Genomic DNA, 25518 nt, shown 5'->3' on the forward strand with positions numbered 1-25518 from the left:
GACACGATGACCACAACGACTGATCCCGTCGTCGAATTACTCGATTCGGAGCTGATGGCGGACATCCGGGCCAACGCCGGCGCGTTGGACCGCGGCGAGGCGACCGCCCGTCGCAGCTTCCCCGGCCTCGGTGCCGCGGGACTGCTCGGCCTGGGCGCGCCAGGCAACGCCGACGGCAAGCTGCCTGACATGGTCAACGTGATCAGGCTGATATCCGGCGAGTGCATGAGCACCGGATTCGCGGTGTGGGCGAACCGGCTGACGTTGGAGTACCTCCTTAGTGCCGCAACGCCTTTCAGTGTGACCGCTGCCGAGGCGTTGTCGGCCGGCACCTCGTTGGGGGTGACCGGGATGGCGGCCGCCTTCAAAGAATTGGCCGGCTGCGGTGAGCTCGAATTGACGGCGAACACGGTGCCGGGCGGCTACCACATCAACGGTGCGATCCGGTGGGCGTCCAATCTCTATCACGACTCAATGTTGGTCACTGCGGTAGCGACCGATCGTGGTGAGAAGTTGATTGTTGCCCTGCCGCTGGGCAGCGCCGGAGTCACGGTGGGCGACCACTTCAAGTTGCTGGCGATGGACAGCACGGCCTCGTCGTATCTGAACCTGAAAGACGTATTCGTCCCGGAGGAGCAGGTGTTGTCGACTGCCTTCGAAGAGTTCCTCTGTGCCGTTCGCCCCACCTTCCTGATCCTGCAGTCGGCCATGTGCGTCGGCCTGGCTGAGACGACGGTGAAGCAGGCCCGGATCGGGCTCAACGGCGTGAACGCGGTCTTCACCGCCGAGGTCGACGACCTCGCGGACCGGCTCGCCCGGGCTCAGACGACGCTGGCAGGTCTGGCGGCTGCGGTCGGGGGACCGCAACCACCGAGCAAGAAGGAACTGTTGTCTCTCCGGCTCGCTGCGGCCGAGATCGCCAGTGCGAGTGCCGCGTTGGAGGTGCGCACAGCCGGTGGCAAAGGGTACGCGAGTAAAACACCCGCGAGCCGGCGCTACCGGGAAGCGGCGTTCATTCCGGTGCAGTCACCGTCGGAGGCCCAACTACGTTGGGAACTAGGCGGATGCATGTGACGCGACGGCGCGCGAAGGCCTGAGTCAACGGTGACTCCGGCTGTAGCGCCTCTTGACGGGACGGAACCCGAGCGCCTGGTCGGCGGCATTCCGCTGGCCGACCTGGTCCGTGACTACCACCGGCCGATGGTCAATTTCGCCTGCACGATGGTGAGTTCGGCAGCGATCGCCGAGGAAGCTGTTCAAGAGGCGTGGGTCCAGGTGATCAGGTCGTCGGACGCCTTCGAGGGGCGCTCGTCGGTGGCCACCTGGCTGTTCGGAATCGTCAAGCACACCGTGTCGCGTCACCGAAGCCGGGAGTCGCGGATACGCGAGCACGAGTTGCTGGCGACCGAGGATGTCGACCCACTGGCCGGCCGGATGCATCCGCCCGGCCATCCTGATGCCGGGCACTGGAGCCTGCCACCGTCGTGTCGGTTCCTGCCGGAGGATCAGACGGTCACGCGCGAATTGGTGGGTTACGTACACGCAGCGTTGAACGCCCTGCCGCCGCGGCAGCGGCAACTGATCATCCTGCGAGACCTCATCGGTATGTCCTCGGAAGAGGCGTCGGAGGTTCTCGAACTCTCTGCGGAGGCGCAGCGCGCACTGATGTATCGCGCCCGGGGAAACCTCCGAAGTCAATTGGAAAGGCGGTATCAACGATGACCGTCTACGACAACACCGTGCCCGCCATCGACTGCGTCGAATTCGTCAGGCTCGTCGACGAATTGATGGAGTCCGATCCGCGGCAGTGGGGAGCAATCGTGGCCAAACATCTCGAAGACTGTCCGCCGTGCCTGGTCTATCTGCAACAGATGCTCGACCTCAAGGTGCTGCTCAGTCACGTCCATGACGGCGAAAAGCTCAGCGACGGGCAGATCAGCGGAGTCATCAACGCGATCACCGATCTGAAGAACGGCGACGCCTGAGCGACCTGCAACCCGGCTCGCTCGCTCACAGGCGCGGTTCTGACGCGGTGGTGGTGGCGGTGCCGACTCACGAGTACTCGAAATTATGTGCGATTCACCTGCACCGCCCGCCCCTTCAGCCGGTTGCTCTCTCCCGCCTTGTGCCACCCCGGCACAGCGCTACACCCCACTACCACACCACCCCTGGACAGCCCCCGCGTACCGATGATGTCAATCCGCCGACGCGCCCGCGCCTACAACACCATCCGTCCCAAATAACTCATACCGCTAATTCTGTTATCCGCGAACAGAACTCGGTCAAACTATGTTGCTGCGGATGCCACTTGACGCACCGATGGAAGGAAGAGTCTTTAGACCCCTACACCGACGCCATCCGGCCTCGTAGGATGAGGTCTGCAACGGCAAGGAGCATGTAATGTCAGCGGAAACAACGAAATACGGAATCCTGGTGGCTGTCGATGGTTCGGCGGAATCCGCCGCCGCCATCACGTGGGCCACCCGTGAGGCGGTTCTGCATGGGGTACCGCTGACGTTGCTGCATGCGGTCGCGCCGATCGTTGTCGGCTGGCCGGTCGGGCAACTCTACAGGGAAATGCCCGACTGGCAGCAAGATATCGCGGACAGCGTGGTTGCTGACGCACGTGAGACGGCGTCAAAAGCCTCGGATGGATCCCAGATACCGGAGGTCCGCGCCGAAATCGTCTATGCCAACGCGGTATCCGCGCTCGTCGAGGCGTCCAAGCAGGCTCAACTGGTCGTAGTAGGAAGCCAGGGCATCGGTGCACTCGGTCGCTTGTTGTTGGGCTCGGTCAGCTCGGCCCTCGTCCAACATGCCCACTGTCCGGTGGCCGTCGTCCGTTCCGGAGAGGACGCCGTTCCGGATCCCGAGGGCGCGGTCCTGGTGGGCATCGACGGTTCGCCGGCATCAGAAGCCGCAACAGCCTTGGCGTTTGACGAGGCCTCGCGCCGAGGTGTGGATTTGGTGGCTTTGCACGCCTGGAGCGACGTCGGGGTGTTTCCGGTTCTGGGGATGGATTGGCATGATCGCGAAAGTCAAGGGCAAGAAGTACTCGCCGAGCGCCTCGCGGGTTGGCAAGAGCAGTACCCAGATGTCCGTGTAGAGCGGTCCCTGGTGTGTGACACGCCGGCAAAATGGCTGCTCGAAGCTTCAGAACGGGCTCAATTGGTGGTCGTGGGAAGTCGAGGCCGCGGCGGGTTCCCGGGCATGCTGCTGGGTTCGGTCAGCTCTGCGGTGGTTCACTCGGCCAACGTGCCGGTGATCGTGGTGCGTTCCTAGGTCTTCCGGCAAAAGGTCTTTGGTCCCTGCTCGAAGTGGCTTTGGACCGAAGGTGTCGGCCGAGGCGCCTTGTAGCCTAAGCACATGACCTATGTGATCGGCAAGGAATGCTTGGACGTGGCTGAAAAGTCGTGCGTACAGGAGTGCCCCGTTGACTGCATCTATGAGGGCGCCCGGACGATGTACATCAATCCCGAAGAATGCGTCGACTGTGGGGCGTGCAAGCCGGCGTGCCGCGTCGACGCGATCCACTGGGAGGGCGACCTGCCCGAGGACGAGCTACAGTTCCTCGAGGACAACGCGGCCTTCTTCCAGCAGATCCTGCCGGGCCGGGACGCACCGCTGGGAACCCCCGGGGGCGCGGGCGCGCTCGGCCGGATCGGCGTCGACACCCCGATGATCGCAGCGATGCCGGCCAACTGCTCCTGACCGGAGGTAAACGAAATGACCTCAGCCGCAACGGGACACGACAAAGTACTGGGGATCCTCGTCGGTGTGGACGGCTCTCCGGCGTCCAACGCGGCGGTGGTCTGGGCGGCGCGGGACGCTGAGCTCAAACAACTCCCGCTGACCATAGTCCATGTGGTGAACACCGACGTGGCGACCTGGCCGCCGATGCCGTACCCGGATACCTGGGCAGTGTGGCAGGAAGACGAAGGTCGCAAGGTCGTAGCCGAGGCGGTCAAAATCGCCGAAGACGCAGCGCTGACCGACCGTAAGCTGACGATCAAGACCGAACTCGTGCACTCCACTCCCGTGTCCACGATGATTGAAATGTCCAAGGACGCAGCAATTCTGGCACTAGGTTCGGCAGGCCGGGGGGCGGTCGCCCGGTTGCTGATGGGTTCGGTGAGTTCCAGCGTGGTGCGGCATGCGTATTGTCCGGTCGCGGTCATCCACGACGAGGATCCCTTGATGCCGGATCCCCGACATGCGCCGGTGTTGCTGGGTGTCGACGGCTCCCCAGCGTCCGAGAACGCTACCGCGGTGGCGTTCGACGAGGCCTCCCGGCGAGGTGTCGAGCTGATCGCGCTGCACGCGTGGAGCGACCGCGAAGTCGTGGAGTTGCCCGGGTTGGAATGGGAGAAAGTTAAGGACGAGGCCGAAGTCACCCTCGCCGAACGCCTGGCCGGCTGGCAGGAGACCTATCCCGATGTCAAGGTCTGCCGAGTGGTCGTCTGCGATCGCCCGGCGCGGCAACTCGTCGCGCGTTCGGAGTCGGCACAGCTTGTCGTCGTAGGCACTCACGGTCGCGGTGCTCTCTCCGGGATGCTCCTCGGTTCGGTCAGCAACGCGATCGTGCACTCGACCCGGATGCCGGTGATCGTCGCGCGCGGATAGCGCGGTTGAAATGCGGCCACTGGGGAAACCCAAGAAGCATGGCTGAATTCAGAGTGATCGACCCCCGCGGCGAAGTCGTCGCCACCAAAGAGATCGAGAGCGCCGATGACGCGCACGCCTGGTTTGTGGACTCCGTCGCCGACAACTCCGAGCTGGGTTGGCGCATGGAGGTGAATGCCGACGGCGAGTGGTCGTTCTTCGACGACACCGAGGGTGCGTCGCGCTAGGCGCAGGTTCAGCCGACGCGAGTATGCGCTGTCAACAGTAGCTGGTCGAAATCCGGCTGCGCACCGATCGCCCGGCCGGCGCTACGGAAGTCCTCGGCGATCTGCTCAGCAAGCGGGCGGAGCTTGACGTTGGATTCCTGCGACAGCCATTTGAGCAGATTGAAGGCCGCGTCTTCACCGATGCCGTACACGAGCATCAGCATGCCCTTGGCCTGCTCGATACCGGCACGGTTCTCGGCGATCTCGGCGAGTCGTTTGGTGACCAGGTCTTGGCGGAGTTCTTCTTGGGAGACATCCACGTAGAAACCTTGCGTCCCGATGACGGTTCCGCGCTCGTCGACCAGGCGGTCGCCGACCACCACCACGTGGTGTTCCTTTCCGCCGGTATCGGTGATGCGGTGGCGGGTGCTGAAAGCGCAGCGACTATGCAGAATGTCGTCGACGGTTGCCACGACTTGGCCGCAGTCGTCGGGATGCTTGTGGGACAGCACCAGCTCCGTGGTCGGGGTGACCGTGCCGGGCTCATAGCCGTGCATCCGCTGGACTTGTTCCGACCACTCCCAACGCTGGTCGGCGAAGTAGAACCGAAACGAACCCACCCGCTGCGGCGTTCCGCCGGCAAGTGCTTGTTCGACTGCGGCCGACTGGCCGTCAAGATTCCAGGTCATCGCGAAATGGCCTCCTCGGGTGGAGCGCGCGCCGCGAGATGTGAGCAAGCGGCGCTGGATGTCTAACGCCGAGGGTTGCTCCAAGATATCTTGCCGTGGCGACACCCGGACAAGCCCGGTAAGCGGCAGCGGCCGCGGAACGCCGAATGCCACCGCGGCCGCTGGCTACTCACCGCCGTTCAGGCATTGATGGCTTCGCGAGTCTCGCTGCGGCCCACCGAAATCTTGCGTGGCTTGGCCTTCTCGGCAACCGGGACGCGCAGACGTAAGACGCCTTCGTCGTAGGAAGCGGCGATCCGGTCGGTGTCGAGATTTTCGCCAAGCACCAGCTGGCGGCTGAACACTCCGCGTGGCCTCTCCGAGGCCAGCATCTCCCGGTCGGGGTCGACCGCCGGTCGCTCGGCCCGCACGGTGACGACGTTGCGTTCGATGTCGATGTCGAGCGAGTCGGCGTCGATACCGGGCAGATCGAATTCGACGACGAATTCTTCCCCCTCGCGCCACGCGTCCATCGGCATGACCGCGGGACGAGCGGCTGTCCCGAGCACTTGCTGGGCGAAACGGTCCAGTTCGCGGAACGGGTCGGTACGCATCAGCATGGCAGTCACCTCTTTACTCCTCTGCTGTCTGAAGTCGTATATTTCTATGTCAAGTGACACAGATTTGTTATAACACTATCGACAGATGAGTGCAAGTGTGATAGATAGGTTTCTTAGCAACTGGGGAGGAGATGCCCGATGACCGATCGTTCAGGCGACGCGACACCCCCGGCGTCTGATCACGGCGTGTACGGGATCTCGGTCGCGGCTGAGCTTTCCGGCGTCGCGGTGCAGTCGCTGCGCCTGTACGAACGGTACGGGCTACTCACACCGGCTCGCAGTGACGGCGGAACGCGTCGTTACAGCGCTGATGACCTGGCCCGGCTTCGACGTATCAGTGCGCTGGTCGACGCGGGGGTCAATCTTGCCGGGATCGCCCGTATTCTCAGCCTTGAGGACGACAATGCCGAACTGACGGCCGTCAACAGTGACTTGAAATCGGCCAACCGCACCCTGCGCGGTGCCGTCAAAAAGGCTGCGACAGAGAACAACTCGCGCGGGCGCGGGTCGCGGCGCAAGACGTAGCGCCTCAGGCGACCACGCGGAATTGGTGTGCGGTCGGGTCAGCGGGATCGGGCAGGGTCATACCTGCGTCCACCCCGGACCGCAGGTACTCGATCACCGCAGCGTCCAGGCGTTCGCCGGGGACCACCGCAGGAATGCCTGGCGGGTAAGGGGTGATCTGTTCGGCGGCCACGCGGCCGGCGGCGCGATCGGCGCTGACCATCTCGGTAGGCCCGAAGTAGGCATCCCGCGGCAATTGCACCGTTTCCAGCTGCAACCCAGCCGGCGAGGGCAACTGAATTGCCGGCGGGCGGTCAAAGTTGTGGGCGGCCTTGCGCCACCGCGTCAGCGCGGAAACAAGCCGGTCAGCGGTTTCCTTGTCGTCGGCGAAGGACATGGTCGCCAGAATTCGGCGGTGATCACTCAGGCCGAGGTCGAGTTGGCAGTTGGCCTGTAGCCAGTCGGCGGCCTGATAGCCCGGTGGGAGAAGTGTCGCTCACTGTCCCACCGCCTGCTGGCCAGTACGTCGTCGAGAAACGGCTCCCTGCCCAGGACCTCGATGACGCGGGGATCGGTGGCCCGGCCCTGGCGGTGGCCCGGGGGCGTGAACCCGTAGCGGTCGCAGCGGTGGTAGTCGCGCAGCGCCGCTAACAGGGGGGCCTCAGACTGGTCCATGAGGCGGCGGGTACCCGGTTTACCGGGGCATAAGCCGGGTATGAGTTCGCCATGAGCGACGAGCCTCAGACTTCTGTTCGCGCACTTGGTCTGGTGTGCAGCCTCAAACCCAGTCCAGCGGCCTCAAGCAGCGCATTGATCGCCCAGCATGTAGCGGTCGAACTGGGTAAGGCCGGGGTCGAGTGTGAGCTCGTGCGGTGCGTCGACTACGACATCGCGCCAGGCGTTGAGAACGATATGGGTGGCGGGGATGAGTGGCCGCACATCAGGCGCCAGGTGCTTGATGCCGATATCCTCCTCGTCAGCACGCCGGTGTGGCTCGGACACCCGTCCAGCGTGACTCAACGTGTGCTGGAACGCCTGGACGCCGAGTTGTCCAACACCGATGACAGCGGCAAACCTGCGATGGTTGGCAAGGTCGCCATCGTCAGCGTGGTCGGCAATGAGGACGGCGCGCACAAGGTGGTGGCGGATCTTTTCCAGGCGCTCAACGACATTGGATTCAGCATTCCCGCGCAGGGTTGCACGTACTGGACCGGTGCTGCAATGGAAGCCACCGATTACAACGACCTCGATGAGGTACCCGACCAGATCGCCTCCGCCACCGCTGCGGCGGCACGCAACGCAGCCCACCTCGCCCGCACGTTGAAGACACCGAGTTACCCGCCGTACGAGGCGTAGATTGCGCCTACCGAAGGCTCTCGAGGAGTTCCATGACCGAAGTGACCACCGACAAAACCGGCGCCGGAGTCGCCGACCGGGCACGGCAGGAAGCCGACGAATACCGTGGCGACAATCCGCGGCCGCTGGGCGGGTACGTGCTGGTGCTCGCCGTCTACGCCACCCTGGTGGGAGCGACGGCGCTGGTGGCGGTGGCGACCGGTCGCCGACTACCGGTGCGTTGGCATGTTCAGGACCTGATCACCGTAACGCTGGGCACCCATAAGTTGTCCCGGATCGTGAGCAAGAACGCCGTCACGAGCCCGCTGCGTGCGCCATTTACCAGGTATGCCGGTACAGCCGGGCCCGCCGAGTTGCACGAGGAAACCCGCAACGCGAGCCAGTTCCGGCACAGCATGGGCGAGTTGCTCACGTGCCCACTCTGTCTCGACATGTGGGCGGCAACCGCATTCGTGATCGGGCTGGTCTTCGCGCCCGGGTTCACCCGCCTCGTCGCCGGCACATTCACTGCCCTAGCGGGTGCCGACTTCCTGCAGCTCGGCTACGCGATAGCCCAGCAGTGGGCGGAGAATCCACGAAGTTCCTGAAAACTGAGGTGTTTTCATGCCGAAGACGACCAAGACCGGTGCCGCGAAGAAGGACGAACTGCCAGGCACGCTAAAGCGGTCCAGCGCGAAGGCCCAACGCACTTTCGCTAAAGCCCACGATGCGGCTGCCGAGCAGTACGGCAGTGAGGAACGGGCCCACCGCGTCGCCTACGCCGCCGTGAAACACAGCTTTGAAAAGGTCGGCGACCGCTGGGAAGCCAAAGACGAGAAGGGGCCGTCCGATGCGCGCGCCGAGCGTGGCGGCCTCGACAACCCGCTGCCGTCGGAGGAAGGTGTCGACGCCAATGCGAGCAAGAAGCACCTACTGGACATCGCCCGCCGGCTCGACGTGCGGGGCCGCTCAACCATGACAAAATCGGAATTGGTGGACGCGATCAAGAAGCGCAATCGTCGTGCCCAGAGGCGTTGAAGAGTCAGGCGCACAGCACTTTCTGCCGCGTGACCGGCTGCTGAGTTCGCTGAAGCGAGCGGCGGCCGACTGCCGTGGTTGTGCGCTGTTCGAGGAGGCGACGCAGACCGTCTTCGGACACGGCAAACCCGAAGCGCCACTGATGCTCGTCGGTGAACAACCCGGGGACCAAGAAGACCGCCAGGGACTGCCCTTCGTGGGACCGGCCGGCCGGTTGCTCAGGCACGCCTCGAAGAGGCCGAGATCGACCCGGCGCTGACCTATCAAACCAACGCCGTCAAGCATTTCAAGTTCACGCGAGTAGGCAAGCGGCGCATCCATGAGAAGCCGGGCCGCACCGAAGTTGTCGCGTGTCGGCCCTGGTTGATCGCCGAGATCGACTCGGTGAGGCCCCAGGTGGTCCTCTGTCTGGGCGCAACTGCCGCGCAATCGCTGTTGGGCGCGGCGTTTCGCATCACAGCCCACCGCGGAGAGCGCATCGAGAAGCCCCTTGATATCGGCTTTAATCCGGCGCCTGTGTTGATGGCAACGGTCCACCCGTCGGCGTTGCTCCGCGACCGGAGTGCCCAACGAAAACAGAATTACGAGGCCTTCGTCGACGACCTGCGCACGGCAAGCGCCGCTCTGCCGGGCATGTTTCGGGATAATCAGCATGGGTAGTCGATTCTGATGAGCATGCGCAGCCAAGAAACCGCAGAGTCGACACGGGATACGGTTGATCGCAAACCAGAGCACGGCCGTACTCGCCGCGGGGTGGTCAACTGGCTGCTGGCGGCAATCACGGTACCGCTGGCCGCCCTGGTGATGGTCTTTGCCGTCGGGGCGGCCATGAGCATGGCGGCGTGTAGCGCCGCGCAGTGCCCGGTCCTCGGGCCGGACGGCGTGGTGTACGGCGTGCTCTTCTACGGTGCTCCGGTGGTCGCCGGCGTGACGATCGTGGCCTCGTTCTTCACCGCGTGGCGCCGCCGGGGCTGGATCGTCCCGGTGGTGGCACTGGCCCTGCTGCTGGGCGACTTCGCCGCTATCGCGATCCTATTCTGACGTTGTCTGCCAAAGGAACTCAGGCCGCGGTGCTGTTCGACGTCGACGGCACGCTGGTCGACTCCAATTACCTGCACATCGATGCCTGGCAGCGGGCATTTGCTGAAGTGGGAATCGAGGTCGAAGCGTGGCGGATCCACCGGTCGATCGGTATGGATGGGTCGACACTGGTCGCGTCGTTGTCCGACCATGCGCCCGATGAGACCCAGAAGCGACTGAAGGATCTCCACTCGCGGTACTACCGCGAAGTCGCGCCGCTGTTGCGTCCGCTGCCCGGGGCTCGTGACTTGCTCAGGCGGGTAGCGGATCTAGGCCTCGAAGTGGTGCTGGCCACCTCCGCGCCAGAGGATGAACTGAAGCTGCTACGTGAGGTTCTCGACAGTGACGAGCTGGTCGCCGCCGTTACCTCAGCGGACGACGTGGATACCGCCAAGCCCAAGCCTGACATCATCCATGTCGCCCTGCAGCGCGCGGGTGTGACCGCCGACCGCGCAGTCTTCGTCGGCGATGCGATCTGGGATGCCGAAGCGTGCAACCGAGCCCAGCTGTCCTGTATTGGGATGCTCAGCGGTGGCATATCTGCTTCGGAATTGCGAGATGCCGGTGCCGGCGCGGTTTTCGAGAATGCCGATGAACTGCTGAGGAATATCGGGCGGACGCGGATCGCGGAGCTGTCGGCCGGTTAGCCTCGCCGTCCGTTGAAATGAATGGGTCCAGGCCGATAACGGCCTGGACCCATTCTCGCGTCAAGCTACTGGTTGGCTTTCTGACGTTCCTCGGCTGCCTCGGCACCACCGCGAGCGGCTTCGGCTTCAGCTTCCTTCTTGGCAGCGTCACGCTGCGCGTCGGCCTTGTCCTGCTGGGCCTGGCCTTCGCGCTTTACGTCGTCGCGGCCGGTAACGGCCCCGATGACTTCCTTCGCCTTGCCCTTAACGCCCTCGACAACGCCTTCAATGCCCTCTTGCGGGCCACTCTTGTCCGCCATGATTCCTCCTGCACTACTTGCTCACTTGCATGGCGACCTCGCGCTTCGCTCGATTGCGCTCAGCCAACAGGGGCAGGATTGATCCGCGTCATTACGCTTCATCCTGAAGCCCCCGCGACGACAGGGTTTCCGAACCGCTGCGTCCTCAAACCTGTGGGCTGGGTCACCCCAGTCCAGGACGTGAAAGTTGGTTTTTGTCGGTCGTTTTCGCGCTTCACGGACAGGTGTCGATGTTTGGATCGGCGGATAGCGGGAATGCCGGGCTGAATCGCGCAAGGAGGAGACATGCCCCTAGGCCGTGCCATTGCGAAGGCCGTGGATTTCGCCCGCGCCGGTTACCCCAAGGGCGTGCCGGCTACTGACACGTTTGCAGTGCTGGCAGTGTTGCAGCCGACGCGGCCACGCGTGCTACATCACGACCGGCGCGCATAACCGTTCGGTCCGGACGCACGAGTGCAGCCGTCGCCCCGCCCCGACGAAGCCAGGCGTCCAGGGGGTCGTTGCGGGCGGGCATGATGATCGCCACATTGCGTTCGCGCAGCGTGGTCTCGGCGTTACTTCCCAAAGGAATTCGGGTCACGATCGCGAAGCCACGCCCCGCGATGTCGTCCAGTCGCCGGCCGTCGGGTAACACCGGATTCGGGCATAGCGTTCCGGCGAGTTGCCGGGGCAGATGGGATTTGCGCACCAGACTAGAGCGGTGCAGAGCAGGCGTGGCGGAGTCCAGGATCTTATTGCGCAGGCCCGGAATCAGGCCGAGGCGCGGCAGCACGGCGCGGCGGGTCAGATCGCCCAAACGTCCGCCGCCGGTCATCGACCAGCCGACCATCAGTGCCAACCGAATCAGTTGACGGGCATGTGGTTTACGTTCTTGCTGATAGGTGTCGAGCACGCGCGGCGGCAGCGCCCCGTTACGTACCGCGGCGATCTTCCAGCACAGGTTCATCGCATCGCGCAGGCCCGCGCCCATGCCTTGCCCGATGAACGGGGGAGTCAGGTGTGCGGCATCACCGAGAATGAAGATGCTGCCGCGGCGCCATCGATCGGCGATCTGCGCTCGGAACGTGTACTCGGCGACTCGCAGCAAGCTCAAGTCGCTGTCCGGAACGTGACTGGTCCAGGGTGAAATCAGCGGGCGCAGCGCGTCCAGGGTGCCGAAATCGCTCGCGGTCTCGCCGTCGAGTAACCGAAACTCCCAGCGGTAGCGGGATTCGCCGATGCGCATGTAGGTGCCCGCCCGTGCCGGGTCGCACATCTGATACACGCCGTCCCACTGCCGGAGGTCTGCCGCGGTCGCGACGTCGATGACCAACCAACGCTGCTTGAAATTCAAATCCCGCATGCTGGAACCGATTTGAGTCCGAACCAAGCTGTTCGCGCCATCGCAGCCCAACAGGTAGTCGGCGTCGACCTGATGAACGGTGCCATCGGCGCGGTCGGTGAAGGTGACGCGTGTTCGGTTGCCGTGTGCGGCGATCGCGGTGACGTCGGCATTTTCGCGCAGCTCGGCGGCAGGATATCGCTTGAGGTTTGCCCTCAGTAACCCCTCCAACTCGGGTTGGTCGAACATGTTTGCCTGCGGGTAGCCGTGTGCGCTGTGGGCCGGATCGCGATCGAATTCCGCCAACACGTCGAACCGTTGGTCCAGCAGCCGCAGTCCGAGGGCGGGCCGCGAGATCGCCGCGAACTCGTCCGCGATGCCCAATCGGGCTATCACGCGGTAGATCTCGTCGTCGAGGTGTACCGCCCGCGGCTGCGGGTACACGCCGGGCCAGCGTTCGAGGATCAGAGTCTGCACATCGTATTGTGCCAATAGGGTGGCGGCGGCGATCCCGGTCGGTCCCGCCCCGACGATCACGACCGGAAGCTGCCGAATCTCGTTGACACTCATGCGTATCGCACGAGGTTGCGCTGCGTGCCGAGATCGATCGCCCCGTCATCGGTGGCTACCGAGGCTTCCACGATGTCACCGTCCTGCAGATACTTGGGGTTACCGGATTGTCGCTTGAAGAACGCTTTCCACTTGACCGCGGGCGGTAACAGATTTCCGATGATCTCCACCGGTTTCGATGGGGCGCTCAACGCGGTGCCGACCGGAGTCCCGGTGAGTATCAGGTCACCGGGCGCCAGCTCCTGGAACTGCGTAAGTGATTGCAGTGCTTGCAGTGGCCGGTAGAGCATGTCGCCTTCGACGAGTGCATTTTGGCGCTCCTCGCCGTTGACCCGCAGTCGCAGCCGCAGGTCGCCGAAGCGCCTGAGCTCATCCGCGTCGAGCAACAGCAACCGCGGGCCGACGGGGGTGAACGTCGGATATGACTTGGCTTCATAGAATTGCGTCTGCGGGAGTTGGATGTCGCGCGCCGATACGTCGTTGGTGACGACAAGGCCGGCGATGAAGTCGGCGAGGTTGGAGTCCGAGATGCTGGTCCCGACGACTGTCGGGCGCCCGATCACCAGCCCGATCTCCACCTCGTAGTCCAGCAGCTGAACGTGTGCGGGCTTGACGATGTCGGCGAACGGTCCGCAGATCGAGGCGGACGCCTTCCGAAAGAAGGTCAGCGGGATCGACGCCGGGTCCATGCCCGCGTCCTTGACATGTGACTCGAAGTTGGTCATCTGTGCGACCACGCGGCACGGTCGGGTCACCGGCGAGATCAGTTCCAGAGTGTCGACCGGGACGGTGGCGGAGCTGCTGCGGGCGGCCTCGAGCGCGCTCCGGTCGGACAGCAACTGTCCGGTGCTGGCCGCCGCAGTGGCAATTCTGGCCGCTCCGGCGGCAGTCTCGACCCACCAGCCATCGCTGGTGCGGAGTACGGAAATCGTCATTTGGTAGCCACTTTCAGCAGACCGATCAGGCGGTTGAAGTCGAATTCGTTGCGCTGGCGGAGCGCACCGATCATGGAAATCATCTCCTGGCGCGCCGACTTCGCGTCGGTGCCCAGGAAGTCACGAGTGGCTGGAGGTCCCCACTGAGCCAGCCCGGACGCGGTCAACGGCGCCCAGCCGGGTTCCAGGGTGTTGTCGAACATGTCTCCGTCGGTGAAGTGTTCCACCAGAAAGCCGTCGGGATCCCGCCAGTAGTCGAAAATCTGGCTGCCTTGAATATGTCGGCCGATTCCCCACGATCGGACGTAGCCGCGCTCGGCGAGGTATTCGCCACCGGCGGCCAGCGCATCGAGATCGCTGACCTGGTAGGCAGAGTGCAGGTAGCGGTTTGCCGGGCCGAGTGCCAACGCCAGGGTGTGGTGATCGGCCGGCGTCGATCCGCGGTCACACCGGATGAAGCTCATGGTCGGACCGCGCTCACGCTGTCCGGGGAAGTACTGGAAGTCGCTGACGATCATCCCGAGGGTGTCCAGATACCAGTTGAGTGATTGCAGATACTTCGTCGACTGCAGCACCAGATGGCCGAGGCGCTGCACCCGGGCCGGAACACGGGGCGGACGCTGAGTAGCGTTCGTCCGCAGCACAGTTGGTCCGAAGTTGAAGACTGGCGGCTGTTGGCCTGGTAGAGCCGGCAGGTCGTGCATGCCGGCGACCACCCGCACCGGAGTGCCCGTCGGGTCCATGAGGTCGACGGCGATGCCGCCGATGGTCTCCGGCAGAGGCCGGGTCGGTGCGCCGGACTTGTCGGCCAGTCGTAACACATCCACCTCGTCACGGGCGCGGAAGGCGACGCCGGTGAATCGTGACCGCTGCCCGCGTCGCACGATGACACAGGGAGCTCCCGCGTCCGTGCCGCGCAGTGCCAGCTCGTCGACACCGCGTCGGGCAGTCTGAAAGCCGAAGGCCCGGGCAAAGGCCTCACAACGGGTGAGATCCGGCTTCTCGAACTCCAACCAGGCCAGGTCGGCGACTTTGATCACCGGATTTCGGGATCGACCGGAATGTTCGCCGGGCCGGGCGCCCCGCTCGCTGTGCAAGTCGTGGTGCGCGTCCGTCGGGGATCCCATCACAATTATCACCGTCTCCCATGAGTAACTGACGAAATCGTCACATAAGGTGCGACGCGTCGTCAAGAGTTTCTGACGAAATCCTCAAATATGAGGCATACTGCTGTGGTGACGACCTCAAGTGACAGCAGATTGGAGCGCAGGAAGCAGCGCACCAGGTCGGCGCTGGTCAAGGCCGCCCAGCGGTTGATCGCCGAGGGCAAGCTGAACGTTCCCGTTCTGGAAATCACGCAGGTTGCGGATGTCGGCATGGGCTCGTTCTATAACCACTTCGAGAGCAAGGAGCAGCTGTTCGAGGCCGCGGTGGCCGATGTGCTGGACGCCCACGGCGCGCTGCTGGACCGGCTGACCGAGGCGATCGAAGATCCCGCGGAGACCTTCGCGACCAGTTTCCGGCTCACCGGCCGGCTCTTCCGTCAGCGTCCTCAGGAAAGCAAGATCCTGCTGGCCAACGGCCCGGCGCTGTTGTGGTCGGATCGCGGTTTGGCGCCGCGCGCACTGCGGGACATCAAGGCGGCCGCCGCGGCCGGGCGGTTCGACACCGAAGACCCGGAATTTTCACTGGCCATGGCCGGTGGTGCGCTGCTGGGACTCGGCGCGCTCCTGAGCAACGATCCCTCGCGTGACGGCGCCGCGGCCGCCGACGTCGCGACCGAGCACGTGTTGCGGCTGTTCGGGCTCAGCGCCGAGGAGGCGCATGCCATCTGCCAACGGCCGTTGCCCGAGTTCGCCGCGGATTAGTCCACGGCCGACGTGTCAGCGCGTCTTGGCCAGCGACGCTCGCGCCACGACGATCGGCACGTGAGTCAGCAGCACCACGCCCGCACTCACCGAGCCCAACAACATCGCGGCGAAGCCGCCTGCGCCGTGACTGCCCACCACGACAAGCTGGGCCGTGCTGGCGCAATCGACGAGTTGGGGGGTTGGATCATTGCGTGCGACGACTCGTTGAACGGCGACATCCGGGTATTGTTCGCTCCACCCCGCCAGCCGCTCAGCCATGATCTCGTCTTCGCGTGCCCGAAGTGCCGGGTAACCCGCGCCGGGGAAGCTAACGATGTCATCGAAGAAACTGACGGGCTGCCAGGCATGCACGGCGGTCAGGCCCACTTTGCGTAATGAGGCTTCGTTGAACGCGATCGCGATCGCCAGTTCTGACTCGGGCGAGCCGTCGATCCCCACCACCACGGGCGCCTTGAGGCTTTCGGGAGTCAGCTTGACGTCATCGTGGATGATCACGACGGGGCAGTGCGCGTGATGGATCAGTGTCGAGCTGACCGAACACAGGTGGCGCCCGCGCAAGGTGCCGGTGCCGAGGCAGCCCACGACTACCAGATCGGCCTGCTCGGACAGGTCGGTCAACGCGAATACGGGCGTCGCACCAGGCATTTCGCATTGCACACGGCATTGCTCGCCGACGATCTGCAACGCCCTGTCCAGCACGTGTCGCCCCCGCTCGCGCTGAGTGCGCGTTCGGGCCGCATGAACCAGAGTCAGCGGCACGCCGCGCAGTGCCGCGTCGCGAGCGCCCCACTCGACGGCAATGCGGGAGCCGGGAGAGCCGTCGACGCCGACGACGATTCCCAGCCGGGTGCTGTGGTTCGACATGCCACCGGTTCCTTCCGCTCCGCCTCGGAGGATAGGGAGCCGATGGCATGCCTTCAACGAGGCAGAGGTCACCGATGTCATGGTCTTCTGGCCCTAACGGTGACGAGCGCCGTTCCTCCGCCGAATAGCAGCGCACTCAACCAGGGGAACTGCCCGTCGGGGGCGAATCCGTCAGCGGCAAAGCGAGCCAGGCCGTAGGTCGTCATCGTCGCTCCCACCAACAACATCGATGCGGCCCAGCGTTCGGTGACCGGCTGTTCCAGCACGCGCAATGGGGCGGCGAAGAACTTTCGTCCCCAATACAGCAGCGCGATCTCGGCGGCGGTGACCACAATCAGAATCCCGATCCACGCGAACCGGAAAAGCCACCAATCCGCGGTTCCTTCCGCCGGTTGGGGAAACAGCCCGGCCGGGTAGCCGACGACGGCCACGACTACCACAGGCACCATGTGCCACAGGTATAGCGCCATGACATTGTCGTTGACCACAGACACCACCCGCCGCCGGAACGGGGAGCGCAGCCCACGGTTGAGCGCGGGTACCAGTGTGACGGCGATACCGATCTGGGTACAGCCGAAGGCGAGCAGCGCCACCGTCGGCGGGGTCGTGTTCTGCACCTGCTGGCCCGGTACACCGATCATGCTGACCGGGTAGTGCCCCGCGACGATCAAAAGCATCAGCGCGGTCCCTGACGTCACAATCAGCAGGACCGGCCGCAACCCAGCCAAATGCCCTGCATGCCAGGCGATTCCGAGCTGGTAGAAGGCGCCCCAGCACAACAGGTAGTTCAACAGACCGACGTAGGGCACGTGGTACACCACGGTCGCGACGTCGACGCCCGCCGCTCCGGCGGCCAGCGCCAGCGGTGCCCAGAGTCCGAGCCGGCGTTGGGCGGCCAGCGCGACAGGGGTGGACGACACCACCACCACATACACCGCCAGAAACCACAATTGCATGGCCACAGCCCAACCCGCGTACTGCAGCACCGAGCCGGCCACGCCGGTGACACTTAGAACCACCACCGCGGCCAGAACCACCGCCACGTATACCGTCGTCGGTCCCAGAACCCGCGCCAGACGGCGTCGCAGCCAGTCCTGCTGCGACACTCCGTCGTCGCCGCGCCGGTGCGCCCAGGACACCGCAGTCGCATAGCCGGCAACCATGAAGAATGTCGGAACTGCCTGAAAGCCCCACGTCAACCACTGCGTCCAAGGCTGATCGACCAACGGGTTCTGACGGCCGAAGCGCCCGTCGCGGTACGTCACCGACGACGCCAACCAATGTCCCAACACGATCAGGATGACCCCGGAACCCCTCAGGAAATCGACCGCGACGTTACGGGCCGGCCGAGGGGCATCCCGATGGTCCACCAGCGCGAGCGTACCCGGCACAATGACGTCCATGAGGCCAAGGCGGCGACGTCCATGAGGCCAAGGCGGCGACGTCCATGAGGCCAAGGCGGCGACGTCCATGAGGCCACGGCTGCGACGTCCATGAGGCCGAGGCAACGATGAGAACGGCCCGACTCGCCGACCTGGAGGTTGGGCGGCTCGGCCTGGGCGCCATGGGCATGTCGGCGGCCTACGCCGGCGCCGGCACCGATGACGCCGAGTCAATCCGCACCGTGCATCGCGCCCTGGATCTCGGCGTAACACTGATCGACACCGCCGAGGTCTACGGTCCCTACGTCAACGAGGAGCTGCTCGCCCGTGCGTTGCGGGGCCGGCGCGATCAGGTGGTGCTGGCCAGCAAGTTCGGCATGATCTCCCACACCGGCCGCAACGGCGCCGACAGCAGTCCGGCCAATATCCGTATCGCCCTGAACGGTTCACTGCAACGACTGGGGACCGACCACGTCGACCTCTACTATCAGCATCGTCTCGACCGCGCTACGCCGATCGAGGAAACGGTGGGAGCGTTGTCGGAATTGGTCGACGCGGGCAAAATCCGGCACATCGGTCTCTCCGAAGTCGGGGTGCAGACCATCCGGCGCGCCCACGGCGTGCACCCGATTACCGCTGTGCAGTCTGAATACTCACTGTGGACTCGCGACCCCGAAGATGCCGTGCTGCCGACGTTGCGCCAACTCGGAATCGGGTTCGTCGCGTATTCGCCGCTGGGCCGCGGTTTCCTCACCGGGGCCATACGCTCCACCGAAGGCCTACCCGATACCGACTATCGCATGACCAATCCTCGCTTCGCCGCCGAGAACTTCCAGCACAATCTGCGCAGTGCCGACGAGCTGCGCGGCATCGCCGGCGATGCCGGCGCTACGCCGGCGCAGGTCGCCCTGGCCTGGCTTCTGGCCAAGGGACCCGACGTCGTTCCGATAGCGGGAACCAAACGCGTTGCGCGGCTTGAGGAGAACCTCGGAGCCGACAGCGTCGAACTGTCCGCCGAGCACCTGGCCAGGCTCGACGGCTTGACGCCGGCCGCGGGCGAGCACCACAGCGCCGCGCAACTCAGATGGATTGACCGCGACTAGCCTGCCCCGAGGAGCCTCCAGGGAGCCGCGCGATGGCCGCCCCAAACGTGCCGCCGGGATTCGATTTCGCCGCTTTTGACATCTACGCGCATCGGTTACCGGTGCACCGCGCAGGTTCACCCCCGCGCCGTGGAGCGGCTACGCGCCGATCTTGCCGAGCACGTGCGGCGTAGTGCCGCACGAGCGGCCGCTGAGGGTTCGGGTGATTTGGTCAGGCTGGTGGCCTGCCAATTGCCGTTGCAGGCGATCGCCGGGTGGCTCGGGGTGCCGGCCCAGGATCGCGGCAAGCTGTTCGACTGGTCCAATCAGACGGCCCGGAGTTCGCCGCCCACGATTGGCTGCGTTCGGCATCCGAAATGATATGGTATGCAATGCAATTGGCGCAGCACAAAGCCGGCGAGCGCTGCGACGACATCGTGACGACGTTGATCCACGCCGACGCCGACGGGCACCGGCTCACCGACGCCGAATTCGGGATGCTCGTGGTGAGGCTGGCCATCGCAGGCCCTTGAGACGACCCGCAATTCGATCACGCAGGACATGATGGCGCGCAACGACTTCCCCGAGCAGCGCGAGCTGTTCAAGGCCCACCGCCGCTTCACCACCGCCGATGAGATGTTCTATGGCTCCGCCCACTTCGATGACTCCTACCCGTGCAGCATCCTGCGCAGGCCCACTCGTCGGTGTCGGCGGTATCGGAACGCGACCTGAGGGTCAACGCGATCGCCGACGCCCTGCCCGACCTGGTTTCGGCCGGGGAGCCCGAGCGATTGCGGTCGCCGGTCATCACCGGAAAGCGCCCGGCGCGTTCGGGAGTCAATCGGGTTCGTCGTCCTCGTCGTCGGGTGCGAGCAGCTTTTCGGGATGGTGGAATGTATTGATTCGCGGTTGTCCGTGATCCAGATGGGCGGGTGGGAGCCACTCGGTGTCGCCTTTGGCGTTGGTGCGGGTGATCCAGCCTTTTTCGGCGAGGCGGTTATCGGGGGGACAGGCCAGGGTCAGGTCGGCGATGTCGGTGTAGTGGGTGGTGGTCCACCCGGACACGTGGTGGGCCTGGGAGTGATAGGCGGGGGTATCGCAGCCGGGTCGGGTGCAGCCCCCGTCTTTGGCCAGCAGCATCATTCGCTGCGCCCGGTTGGCGAAGCGGTGGGGGTGAAATAGCGCCAACGGTTTGGCGCCGTCGAAGACCGCTAGATAGTGGTGGGCTCGGGCGGCCCAGCGGATCAGTGTCGGTAGCGGGATTCGGGTGCCGCCGCCGGTGCGGGCCCGCCCGGCGCCGGCCTCGAGGTCCTGCAGGGTGGTGGTGACGATGACGCTGACGGGTAGGCCGTGGTGGGTGCCCAGGGTGCCGGCGGCGAGCAGTTCCCGGATGGCGGTGAGCAGGGCGTCGTGCTGGCGTTGGGGTTGGCTGCGGGTGTCGCGGCGGGCGGTCTGCTCATCGGGGGTGCCGTCGATGACCGGCTTCTCGTCCTCGGGGTTGCACGCGCCGGGGGCGGCCAGTTTCGCCCAGGCGGCTTCGATCAGGGCGCGCAGTTCGGGGGTGATCAGCCCGGTGATGCGTGACATGCCCGTCGTAGTCCTGGGTGCCCATCACCAGGGCGCGTGTGCGGGCGCGTTGCTGCTCGGTGTAGTCGCCGTCGGGGTGCAGCAACGCCATCACCTCGTGGGCGTACGTGGCTACCTGCTCGGGGCGAAAGTCGCAGGCCTTGGCGGCCAAATCTTTTTCGGCGGCCTCGCGGGTACCCGGGTCCACGCTGGTGGGTAGGTGGGCGAGCAAGTCGCGGATCACCGTCACCGCCACATCGCCGATGCGGCCCGCGTGTTGGGCGGCGGCGGTGGCGGTCAACAACGGCGCCAACACTTCCCCGGTCAGTGCCCGGCGCGGGCCCAGGTTCGTGGGCTTCGGCGAAGCGCCGGTTGGCGTCGGCTTTGGTGATCCGCAGCCGCTCGGCCAGCGCCGCACCCAGTTTGCCGCCGAGTTCTTCCTCGCAGGCCTGGGCGGCCAACTGGTTGATTAACCCATGCCGCGGGGTGCGCAACCGGCGCTGCACGGTCTCCAACCGCTCCAACGCCCGCATCCACTCCCGCGTGGTGAGCGCATCAAAACTCAACGCACCCAACCGCTCCGCCACCGCATCGAGGGCATCGAAGACCGCCACGATCTCCTCACGCGAACTGACGGCCATACCCCAAATTCTACGAAGGGGCACCGACAAGTCCGGGTCGGCCAAACACCGACAGATCAAGCCCCACAGAATATTTCGCTCACCGCGAACACGCCACCACCACAGCACACCGTCCCCCGCGCTGGGACCCTGCGCGATGAGCTCCCGTACGAGGATCTCGTTGGTGGCGCTCGGCGGCAGCGCGGCGCTGATCCGCACACACCGCGGCCAGGCCGTCGGCGACAGATCACCCGGCCAATACAAGCCGTGACGCATCCGCTCCTCGGTGGCATCGGCATCGTCGCAACAGCCCCGCCGGCACCGTCGATTTTCACTAGATCTTGCGGACCAGGGCTGCCGCCCGCACGTCCTCGCCGACGGTGAAATCGATGCGGACCGCGTCACCGGTGCGTTCGGAGCGGATGGTCAGCGGTTCGCCGTATTTGACGGGGCTTCGGTATTCCAGCACGGCGCGGTATGGGTTGTTTTCGAGTTCGGGAATCTCACCGAGTATTTCGTGTACGCCGTGCCAGTAGACGGTGTTGTTGACATGTTCAAAGAGATCGATGTCGGTGCGGCGCAGCGGAAACAGCGTGTCGGTCCCGACCTGCACGTGCTCGGTGATCCACGGCCGCCACTTGAGCCGATGATTGTCGGTCGTGCTGCCGAAAAGGTCGACGCAGTCGTCGGTGAGCCGCGAGGGCGTCAGCGTGTCCTTGTTCATGCATATCCAGAACCCCTGCGTCTCGATGCGTCCGCCGTCTTCGCCTTCCAGTTGCACCCGCATGTCGCACCATCTGCTGGACAATCCCGCGCACCAGCGGCGGAAGGTGATGTCGCTGGGAATCACGATAGGCTCCAGCACGTCGATCACGGTGCGCAGCACGATCCAGTGTGGGTGGACCTCAACCAGGCCGGCGTCGGCCAGATGCTCGGCTCCTACCTCCTGGATGTAGCGCGCGACTCCGTCCAGGCGCAGTCTGCGGTGCGCGTCTATGTCCGAAGTGGCCAGCCGCCAGCCGGTTTGGTAGACGTATCCCTGGTCGGGAAGAGCGACGAGAGGCGCATCCAGTTCGGGATTACCTGGCACGCGGACTCCTCTCAGGCTTCACCGAGCAGCTTTTCCAGCTGCTCACCGGCCGTGTTCAGCTTCGCCTGGAACATGGACACCACCCGGTCGCGGACTCTTGGCTTGTGCGACAAGGGCGGTAGCAGATCGGCGAGTAGATTAAGCCGTGCCGAGCTCAGCCAGTCGGTCAGCGCGGGATCGTCGAGCCAGCGCGCGAAATTTCGCAGGTCCGAGCGGGTCAAGCGCAGCCAGTCCACGTCGCGGTCGGGGTGCGGAATCGGTTCGCAGAGTTCGTTTTTCACCACGTCGCCGTCGTAGGCGAATTCCACGTGCGCGATCAACGCGGCGCTGAACACCTGCTGGCAGCCGCGCACCGCCTGCAGGGTCATCCGGCTGCCATCGAAGACCGGTGTGGCTGGGCGTTCCGGCGCCCCGTCGGCGGTGCAGTCGATGTACAGGGCCGACGGTGAGGAGGTGATCGCCCCCTCGTCGAGCACGATGGCTGTCGGGTCGATGCGTTGGACGTGGCCCATGCGGACCACGTCGTCGATGCGACGCAGTTGATCGAACTCGGGTTCTGACACCGTCGCGCAGCGATACATCCGCGGCCGCACCGACGGGTCCAGACGCAGCAGCGTGCCGGCCGCTTCTAATCTGTCGAACAGGTCCTCGATCGATATGGCGGCCTCGATCGCTTCGAGGGTGGCGCCGTAGTTGTCGCGGAACCGCTTGATGAACGACGGGCCGGGTTGTAGCGTCGCCCGGTCCATCAGCCAGGAATCCCGCGGCTTGATCCAGGTGAGTCGGTGCGGGGCGACGCCATGGCGCAGTAGCCACAAGCAGACATCCATGCCCGTCTTGCCCGCACCGATGATCACGTAGCGCTCCCGTGCCCCGAACTTCGGCAATTCATTCGGCGGAATGCAGTCGACGCCGGCAGCGACGGCGTATGGAGCCGGGCGCATGGAGGGCACGATGGCGCGCAGGTACGTGGCGTCGACGATGCGCTGACTGACCTCGACGGCGTACTCGGCGCCGGCCAGCGTGCGGAACCTGCCGTCACCGAGATAGTCGGACATCGGGAAGTATTCGACGCGCCCGGTGGGCAGGAACTGTTGCTGCATGACGGCGTCGAAATAGGCGCAGACTTCGCCGACGGGGGCCAGCTCGTTCAGCCCCTGGTTCCAGCCCACGATGTCAATGGTGTTGTTGCCCAGCGTCCTTGAGTTCACGCCGTAGTACGCCGACGGTTGGTGCAGGCGCACGAACGGGTATGCGGTGGTCCAGTGTCCGCCTGGTTGATGTGCGCGGTCGACGATGACGACGCGCGCTTCGGATTCGGTGATGACTGTGTCGGTGAAGGCCATCCCCATGGCACCGGCACCGATGACGAGGTAGTCGGTGTCCAACGTTTGGACACTCATTGCGGCTGCTCTCTCATGCGCCCACGATAGTGCCTGCGATTTCAGCGGTGACCAACCCGGTAAGTTTGCGGAGATGGGAGCCGACCTGACCGTCGCGATCGCTGACGGTGTCGCGCTGCTGACCCTCAACCGGCCGGAGCGGCGCAACGCCTACACCGCGCAGATGGGTGCCCTGCTCAACGAGGCGTATCGGGAATGTGACCGCGACGACGCAGTACGAGCGATCGTGCTGACCGGCGCCGGTGACACCTTCTGCGTGGGGGCCGACTTCGAGGCGCCCACAAGCCCTTTCGAGTCGTCACCTCAGACGTTCAGTGCTTCGCCGACCGACCCCGCCGCATTCGAACTGCGCACCCCGGTGATCGCGGCGGTCAACGGGCATGCCATCGGGATTGGACTGACCATCGCGCTGCAGGCCGACATCCGAATCGTGGCCGATAATGCCAAATACGCTGTGGCGCAGGTTCGGCGGGGTGTCATCGGAGACTGCATGTCGCATTGGACACTGCCCCATCTGGTGGGCGGAGCGGTTGCGGCCGAATTGTTGCTGACCGGCCGCAGCTTCGACGGGCGCGAGGCGGTCACTCTCGGGGTCGCTTCCCGCGCGTGGCCCGGTCCGCGGGTGCTCGACCACGCGATGACCATCGCGCGCGACATTGCCGTCAACGTCGCACCCATGTCGGCAGCCCTGAGCAAGCGACTGCTCTGGGACACGGTGAGCAGGGGTTACACGCCGCGACTGGTCGCCGAACTGGAAACGCGGCTGCATCGCCGGCTGATGGGCAGCGCCGATGCGCGTGAGGGCGTAGAGGCGTTTATGCAACGCCGCCCGCCACGCTGGGCCGGGTCGGTGGCAGGGGAGTGGGAACCGCTGCCCGAGATAGGGTCGACCGATGACCAGCTGGAGAAGCCGGGCGATGCCCGCACTGCTTCACCTGACGGGTAGGCATCGACCGTACGCCAGCGCGCAGACTGCCCTGGCGCACCTGGAACAGCGTGCTGCGCACCCGGTCCCGTTCGGGCCGCCGCCACGGTTGCGGCCCAAGGTGGACATCACGTTGCAGCATCGATCGGGTTGGCCGATCTATACGTTGACGCCGCTTGCGTCAGCGCCCGAACTTACCGTGATCTATCTGCATGGCGGTGCCTGGGTCAATGAAATAACCGGCCAGCATTGGCGATTGGTGGCGCAGATCGCGCATCAAGCAGTCGCTACGGTGATCGTGCCGATCTACCCGCTGCTGCCGTCCGCTACCGCGACCGACGTCCTACCCGAGATCGTCGACATCGCGGCTCAGCACGCTGATGTGTATCTGGCAGGTGACTCCGCCGGCGGTCAAATGGCGCTGTCGGCGACGTTGATGCTGCGCGACGATCGTGGCGTGGTCATTGCCGGGACGGTCCTGATCTCGCCCGTGGTGGACCTTTCGCTGAGCAACCCGGCCATCGCGTCGGTCGAGCCGACGGACCCGTGGCTGGGCCGCGATGCGCTGAAGGTCTTCGCCGACCTTTGGCGAGACGATATACCGGTCGACGATCCGCGGGTCAGCCCACTGGCGGCCGACCTGACCGGCCTCGGCCCGTTGACCGTATTCAGCGGCACGCGGGACATCCTGAACCCCGACGCGCGACTACTGGCCGAAAAGGCCGCGGCCGCGGGCGTCGACATCGATTACCACGAGGAGCCGGGACTGTTGCACGTGTACCCGCTGACTCCTACCCCGGAAGGCCGTGCGGCTCGGCGGATTATCGTCGAGCGGATCGGTGGCGCAACCGAATCGACGAGGAGGTAGT

General features: G+C 65.1%; 31 protein-coding genes and 4 pseudogenes. 22 read left to right on the forward strand and 13 right to left on the reverse strand.

Annotation, left to right across the window (positions count from 1 at the left end):
* Positions 1-6 precede the first annotated feature (6 nt).
* From ACX9NE_RS22010 to ACX9NE_RS22040, 7 genes are all read left to right on the forward strand, one after another.
* Positions 7-1074 carry an acyl-CoA dehydrogenase gene (locus ACX9NE_RS22010; RefSeq protein WP_459363196.1) on the forward strand — a complete coding sequence of 356 codons (1068 nt, stop codon included), beginning with the start codon at positions 7-9 and terminating at the stop codon, positions 1072-1074.
* A 30-nt stretch (positions 1075-1104) separates the two neighbouring features.
* Positions 1105-1722: an RNA polymerase sigma factor gene (locus ACX9NE_RS22015; RefSeq protein WP_459363197.1), complete on the forward strand. Its 618-nt coding sequence runs from the start codon at positions 1105-1107 to the stop codon at positions 1720-1722.
* Complete coding sequence (locus ACX9NE_RS22020; protein WP_459363198.1) at positions 1719-1985, forward strand: hypothetical protein; 267 nt, start codon at positions 1719-1721, stop codon at positions 1983-1985. Before ACX9NE_RS22015 ends, ACX9NE_RS22020 begins: the two co-directional genes overlap by 4 nt.
* 415 nt (positions 1986-2400) lie before the next feature.
* Complete coding sequence (locus ACX9NE_RS22025) at positions 2401-3282, forward strand: universal stress protein (protein WP_459363199.1); 882 nt, start codon at positions 2401-2403, stop codon at positions 3280-3282.
* A gap of 84 nt (positions 3283-3366) precedes the next feature.
* Complete coding sequence (gene fdxA, locus ACX9NE_RS22030; protein WP_459363200.1) at positions 3367-3711, forward strand: ferredoxin; 345 nt, start codon at positions 3367-3369, stop codon at positions 3709-3711.
* 15 nt (positions 3712-3726) lie between these two features.
* Positions 3727-4623 carry a universal stress protein gene (locus ACX9NE_RS22035; RefSeq protein WP_459363201.1) on the forward strand — a complete coding sequence of 299 codons (897 nt, stop codon included), beginning with the start codon at positions 3727-3729 and terminating at the stop codon, positions 4621-4623.
* A 38-nt stretch (positions 4624-4661) separates the two neighbouring features.
* On the forward strand, positions 4662-4850 hold the full coding sequence (locus tag ACX9NE_RS22040; protein WP_459363202.1) for a hypothetical protein: 189 nt from the start codon (positions 4662-4664) through the stop codon (positions 4848-4850).
* A gap of 8 nt (positions 4851-4858) precedes the next feature.
* Here ACX9NE_RS22040 and ACX9NE_RS22045 read toward each other — a convergent pair whose 3' ends face one another.
* Both ACX9NE_RS22045 and ACX9NE_RS22050 read right to left on the reverse strand, forming a co-directional pair.
* Positions 4859-5518 (reverse strand): PAS and ANTAR domain-containing protein, encoded by a 660-nt coding sequence (locus ACX9NE_RS22045; RefSeq protein WP_459363203.1) that lies wholly within the window; start codon positions 5516-5518, stop codon positions 4859-4861.
* Between the two features lie 179 nt (positions 5519-5697).
* Entirely contained in the window at positions 5698-6117 is a 420-nt protein-coding gene (locus tag ACX9NE_RS22050; protein WP_459363244.1) for an Hsp20/alpha crystallin family protein, read from the reverse strand.
* A gap of 138 nt (positions 6118-6255) precedes the next feature.
* On the opposite strand from ACX9NE_RS22050, the gene ACX9NE_RS22055 reads away from it, so the two are divergent.
* Entirely contained in the window at positions 6256-6642 is a 387-nt protein-coding gene (locus ACX9NE_RS22055) for a MerR family transcriptional regulator (RefSeq protein ID WP_459363204.1), read from the forward strand.
* 4 nt (positions 6643-6646) lie between these two features.
* On the opposite strand, the pseudogene ACX9NE_RS22060 reads toward ACX9NE_RS22055, so the two are convergent.
* A pseudogene (locus ACX9NE_RS22060) lies at positions 6647-7099 on the reverse strand (Orn/Lys/Arg family decarboxylase); the annotation flags it as partial.
* A complete protein-coding gene (locus ACX9NE_RS22065; protein WP_459363205.1) occupies positions 7045-7296 on the reverse strand; it encodes a hypothetical protein in 252 nt (83 codons plus the stop codon). The gene ACX9NE_RS22065 and the pseudogene ACX9NE_RS22060, both read right to left, overlap by 55 nt.
* A gap of 51 nt (positions 7297-7347) precedes the next feature.
* Between ACX9NE_RS22065 and ACX9NE_RS22070 the strand changes: the two genes are divergently transcribed.
* From ACX9NE_RS22070 to ACX9NE_RS22095, 6 genes and pseudogenes are all read left to right on the forward strand, one after another.
* On the forward strand, positions 7348-7977 hold the full coding sequence (locus tag ACX9NE_RS22070) for a flavodoxin family protein (RefSeq protein ID WP_459363206.1): 630 nt from the start codon (positions 7348-7350) through the stop codon (positions 7975-7977).
* 32 nt (positions 7978-8009) lie between these two features.
* Entirely contained in the window at positions 8010-8564 is a 555-nt protein-coding gene (locus ACX9NE_RS22075; RefSeq protein ID WP_459363207.1) for a DUF1360 domain-containing protein, read from the forward strand.
* Positions 8565-8580: 16 nt separating this feature from the next.
* Positions 8581-8994, forward strand: a complete 414-nt coding sequence (locus ACX9NE_RS22080) for a ChaB family protein (protein WP_459363208.1) — start codon at positions 8581-8583, stop codon at positions 8992-8994.
* Positions 8978-9654, forward strand: a pseudogene (locus ACX9NE_RS22085) (UdgX family uracil-DNA binding protein). The gene ACX9NE_RS22080 and the pseudogene ACX9NE_RS22085 overlap by 17 nt, the downstream one beginning before the upstream one ends.
* Before the next feature lie 93 nt (positions 9655-9747).
* The gene (locus tag ACX9NE_RS22090; protein WP_459363209.1) at positions 9748-10035 is read left to right on the forward strand and encodes a hypothetical protein; all 288 of its coding nucleotides are present in this window, start codon (positions 9748-9750) and stop codon (positions 10033-10035) included.
* Complete coding sequence (locus ACX9NE_RS22095; protein ID WP_459363245.1) at positions 10032-10721, forward strand: HAD family hydrolase; 690 nt, start codon at positions 10032-10034, stop codon at positions 10719-10721. Before ACX9NE_RS22090 ends, ACX9NE_RS22095 begins: the two co-directional genes overlap by 4 nt.
* A 65-nt stretch (positions 10722-10786) precedes the next feature.
* On the opposite strand, the gene mbp1 is transcribed toward ACX9NE_RS22095, so the two are convergent.
* The gene (gene mbp1 / locus ACX9NE_RS22100; protein WP_459363210.1) at positions 10787-11020 is read right to left on the reverse strand and encodes a microaggregate-binding protein 1; all 234 of its coding nucleotides are present in this window, start codon (positions 11018-11020) and stop codon (positions 10787-10789) included.
* Positions 11021-11305: 285 nt separating this feature from the next.
* Between mbp1 and ACX9NE_RS22105 the strand changes: the two are divergent.
* Positions 11306-11371, forward strand: a pseudogene (locus ACX9NE_RS22105) (hypothetical protein); the annotation flags it as partial.
* Between the two features lie 4 nt (positions 11372-11375).
* On the opposite strand, the gene mhpA reads toward ACX9NE_RS22105, so the two are convergent.
* Genes mhpA through ACX9NE_RS22120 form a run of 3 tightly spaced genes read right to left on the reverse strand, consistent with a single transcriptional unit; the run spans position 11376 to position 14973 of the window.
* Positions 11376-12911 (reverse strand): bifunctional 3-(3-hydroxy-phenyl)propionate/3-hydroxycinnamic acid hydroxylase MhpA, encoded by a 1536-nt coding sequence (mhpA, locus tag ACX9NE_RS22110; RefSeq protein WP_459363211.1) that lies wholly within the window; start codon positions 12909-12911, stop codon positions 11376-11378.
* Positions 12908-13846 (reverse strand): fumarylacetoacetate hydrolase family protein, encoded by a 939-nt coding sequence (locus ACX9NE_RS22115; protein WP_459363212.1) that lies wholly within the window; start codon positions 13844-13846, stop codon positions 12908-12910. Before ACX9NE_RS22115 ends, mhpA begins: the two co-directional genes overlap by 4 nt.
* On the reverse strand, positions 13843-14973 hold the full coding sequence (locus ACX9NE_RS22120) for a VOC family protein (RefSeq protein ID WP_459363213.1): 1131 nt from the start codon (positions 14971-14973) through the stop codon (positions 13843-13845). The genes ACX9NE_RS22115 and ACX9NE_RS22120 overlap by 4 nt, the downstream gene beginning before the upstream one ends.
* Before the next feature lie 90 nt (positions 14974-15063).
* On the opposite strand from ACX9NE_RS22120, the gene ACX9NE_RS22125 reads away from it, so the two are divergent.
* Positions 15064-15714, forward strand: a complete 651-nt coding sequence (locus ACX9NE_RS22125; protein ID WP_459363214.1) for a TetR/AcrR family transcriptional regulator — start codon at positions 15064-15066, stop codon at positions 15712-15714.
* A 15-nt stretch (positions 15715-15729) separates the two neighbouring features.
* Here ACX9NE_RS22125 and ACX9NE_RS22130 read toward each other — a convergent pair whose 3' ends face one another.
* Both ACX9NE_RS22130 and ACX9NE_RS22135 read right to left on the reverse strand, forming a co-directional pair.
* Positions 15730-16581: a universal stress protein gene (locus ACX9NE_RS22130; protein ID WP_459363215.1), complete on the reverse strand. Its 852-nt coding sequence runs from the start codon at positions 16579-16581 to the stop codon at positions 15730-15732.
* Positions 16582-16658: 77 nt separating this feature from the next.
* The gene (locus ACX9NE_RS22135) at positions 16659-17951 is read right to left on the reverse strand and encodes an acyltransferase family protein (protein ID WP_459363246.1); all 1293 of its coding nucleotides are present in this window, start codon (positions 17949-17951) and stop codon (positions 16659-16661) included.
* 140 nt (positions 17952-18091) lie between these two features.
* Here ACX9NE_RS22135 and ACX9NE_RS22140 point away from each other — a divergent pair, with 140 nt between their 5' ends.
* The 4 genes from ACX9NE_RS22140 to ACX9NE_RS22155 all read left to right on the forward strand — a co-directional run bounded on the left by ACX9NE_RS22140 (position 18092) and on the right by ACX9NE_RS22155 (position 19777).
* Positions 18092-19066 (forward strand): aldo/keto reductase, encoded by a 975-nt coding sequence (locus ACX9NE_RS22140; RefSeq protein ID WP_459363216.1) that lies wholly within the window; start codon positions 18092-18094, stop codon positions 19064-19066.
* 129 nt (positions 19067-19195) lie between these two features.
* Positions 19196-19426, forward strand: coding sequence for a hypothetical protein (locus ACX9NE_RS22145; RefSeq protein ID WP_459363217.1), 231 nt, complete (start codon positions 19196-19198; stop codon positions 19424-19426).
* A gap of 11 nt (positions 19427-19437) precedes the next feature.
* Entirely contained in the window at positions 19438-19578 is a 141-nt protein-coding gene (locus tag ACX9NE_RS22150) for a hypothetical protein (RefSeq protein ID WP_459363218.1), read from the forward strand.
* 31 nt (positions 19579-19609) lie between these two features.
* The gene (locus tag ACX9NE_RS22155) at positions 19610-19777 is read left to right on the forward strand and encodes a hypothetical protein (RefSeq protein WP_459363219.1); all 168 of its coding nucleotides are present in this window, start codon (positions 19610-19612) and stop codon (positions 19775-19777) included.
* Between the two features lie 105 nt (positions 19778-19882).
* Here the strand turns inward: ACX9NE_RS22155 and ACX9NE_RS22160 are convergent.
* The 3 genes and pseudogenes from ACX9NE_RS22160 to ACX9NE_RS22170 form a co-directional block, all read right to left on the reverse strand.
* A pseudogene (locus ACX9NE_RS22160) lies at positions 19883-21252 on the reverse strand (HNH endonuclease signature motif containing protein).
* A gap of 313 nt (positions 21253-21565) precedes the next feature.
* On the reverse strand, positions 21566-22321 hold the full coding sequence (locus tag ACX9NE_RS22165) for an acyl-[acyl-carrier-protein] thioesterase (RefSeq protein ID WP_459363220.1): 756 nt from the start codon (positions 22319-22321) through the stop codon (positions 21566-21568).
* Positions 22322-22332: 11 nt separating this feature from the next.
* Positions 22333-23724, reverse strand: a complete 1392-nt coding sequence (locus tag ACX9NE_RS22170) for an NAD(P)/FAD-dependent oxidoreductase (RefSeq protein ID WP_459363221.1) — start codon at positions 23722-23724, stop codon at positions 22333-22335.
* A 73-nt stretch (positions 23725-23797) separates the two neighbouring features.
* On the opposite strand from ACX9NE_RS22170, the gene ACX9NE_RS22175 reads away from it, so the two are divergent.
* Both ACX9NE_RS22175 and ACX9NE_RS22180 read left to right on the forward strand, forming a co-directional pair.
* On the forward strand, positions 23798-24670 hold the full coding sequence (locus ACX9NE_RS22175) for an enoyl-CoA hydratase/isomerase family protein (RefSeq protein WP_459363222.1): 873 nt from the start codon (positions 23798-23800) through the stop codon (positions 24668-24670).
* On the forward strand, positions 24618-25517 hold the full coding sequence (locus ACX9NE_RS22180; RefSeq protein ID WP_459363223.1) for an alpha/beta hydrolase: 900 nt from the start codon (positions 24618-24620) through the stop codon (positions 25515-25517). The genes ACX9NE_RS22175 and ACX9NE_RS22180 overlap by 53 nt, the downstream gene beginning before the upstream one ends.
* Position 25518 lies beyond the last annotated feature (1 nt).

It is taken from the genome of Mycobacterium sp. ML4 (assembly GCF_054515735.1).

What these genes read in the sequence shown, in the direction of transcription:
- ACX9NE_RS22010 (WP_459363196.1), top strand. Translation starts at nt 7, where the DNA reads ATGACCACAACGACTGATCCCGTCGTCGAATTACTCGATTCGGAGCTG.
- ACX9NE_RS22020 (WP_459363198.1), top strand. Translation starts at nt 1,719, where the DNA reads ATGACCGTCTACGACAACACCGTGCCCGCCATCGACTGCGTCGAATTC.
- ACX9NE_RS22025 (WP_459363199.1), top strand. Translation starts at nt 2,401, where the DNA reads ATGTCAGCGGAAACAACGAAATACGGAATCCTGGTGGCTGTCGATGGT.
- fdxA (WP_459363200.1), top strand. Translation starts at nt 3,367, where the DNA reads ATGACCTATGTGATCGGCAAGGAATGCTTGGACGTGGCTGAAAAGTCG.
- ACX9NE_RS22035 (WP_459363201.1), top strand. Translation starts at nt 3,727, where the DNA reads ATGACCTCAGCCGCAACGGGACACGACAAAGTACTGGGGATCCTCGTC.
- ACX9NE_RS22040 (WP_459363202.1), top strand. Translation starts at nt 4,662, where the DNA reads ATGGCTGAATTCAGAGTGATCGACCCCCGCGGCGAAGTCGTCGCCACC.
- ACX9NE_RS22045 (WP_459363203.1), bottom strand. Translation starts at nt 5,518, where the DNA reads ATGACCTGGAATCTTGACGGCCAGTCGGCCGCAGTCGAACAAGCACTT.
- ACX9NE_RS22050 (WP_459363244.1), bottom strand. Translation starts at nt 6,117, where the DNA reads ATGCTGATGCGTACCGACCCGTTCCGCGAACTGGACCGTTTCGCCCAG.
- ACX9NE_RS22055 (WP_459363204.1), top strand. Translation starts at nt 6,256, where the DNA reads ATGACCGATCGTTCAGGCGACGCGACACCCCCGGCGTCTGATCACGGC.
- ACX9NE_RS22065 (WP_459363205.1), bottom strand. Translation starts at nt 7,296, where the DNA reads ATGGACCAGTCTGAGGCCCCCCTGTTAGCGGCGCTGCGCGACTACCAC.
- ACX9NE_RS22070 (WP_459363206.1), top strand. Translation starts at nt 7,348, where the DNA reads ATGAGCGACGAGCCTCAGACTTCTGTTCGCGCACTTGGTCTGGTGTGC.
- ACX9NE_RS22075 (WP_459363207.1), top strand. Translation starts at nt 8,010, where the DNA reads ATGACCGAAGTGACCACCGACAAAACCGGCGCCGGAGTCGCCGACCGG.
- ACX9NE_RS22080 (WP_459363208.1), top strand. Translation starts at nt 8,581, where the DNA reads ATGCCGAAGACGACCAAGACCGGTGCCGCGAAGAAGGACGAACTGCCA.
- mbp1 (WP_459363210.1), bottom strand. Translation starts at nt 11,020, where the DNA reads ATGGCGGACAAGAGTGGCCCGCAAGAGGGCATTGAAGGCGTTGTCGAG.
- mhpA (WP_459363211.1), bottom strand. Translation starts at nt 12,911, where the DNA reads ATGAGTGTCAACGAGATTCGGCAGCTTCCGGTCGTGATCGTCGGGGCG.
- ACX9NE_RS22115 (WP_459363212.1), bottom strand. Translation starts at nt 13,846, where the DNA reads ATGACGATTTCCGTACTCCGCACCAGCGATGGCTGGTGGGTCGAGACT.
- ACX9NE_RS22120 (WP_459363213.1), bottom strand. Translation starts at nt 14,973, where the DNA reads ATGGGATCCCCGACGGACGCGCACCACGACTTGCACAGCGAGCGGGGC.
- ACX9NE_RS22125 (WP_459363214.1), top strand. Translation starts at nt 15,064, where the DNA reads ATGAGGCATACTGCTGTGGTGACGACCTCAAGTGACAGCAGATTGGAG.
- ACX9NE_RS22130 (WP_459363215.1), bottom strand. Translation starts at nt 16,581, where the DNA reads ATGTCGAACCACAGCACCCGGCTGGGAATCGTCGTCGGCGTCGACGGC.
- ACX9NE_RS22140 (WP_459363216.1), top strand. Translation starts at nt 18,092, where the DNA reads ATGAGAACGGCCCGACTCGCCGACCTGGAGGTTGGGCGGCTCGGCCTG.
- ACX9NE_RS22150 (WP_459363218.1), top strand. Translation starts at nt 19,438, where the DNA reads ATGCAATTGGCGCAGCACAAAGCCGGCGAGCGCTGCGACGACATCGTG.
- ACX9NE_RS22155 (WP_459363219.1), top strand. Translation starts at nt 19,610, where the DNA reads ATGGCGCGCAACGACTTCCCCGAGCAGCGCGAGCTGTTCAAGGCCCAC.
- ACX9NE_RS22170 (WP_459363221.1), bottom strand. Translation starts at nt 23,724, where the DNA reads ATGAGTGTCCAAACGTTGGACACCGACTACCTCGTCATCGGTGCCGGT.
- ACX9NE_RS22175 (WP_459363222.1), top strand. Translation starts at nt 23,798, where the DNA reads ATGGGAGCCGACCTGACCGTCGCGATCGCTGACGGTGTCGCGCTGCTG.
- ACX9NE_RS22180 (WP_459363223.1), top strand. Translation starts at nt 24,618, where the DNA reads ATGACCAGCTGGAGAAGCCGGGCGATGCCCGCACTGCTTCACCTGACG.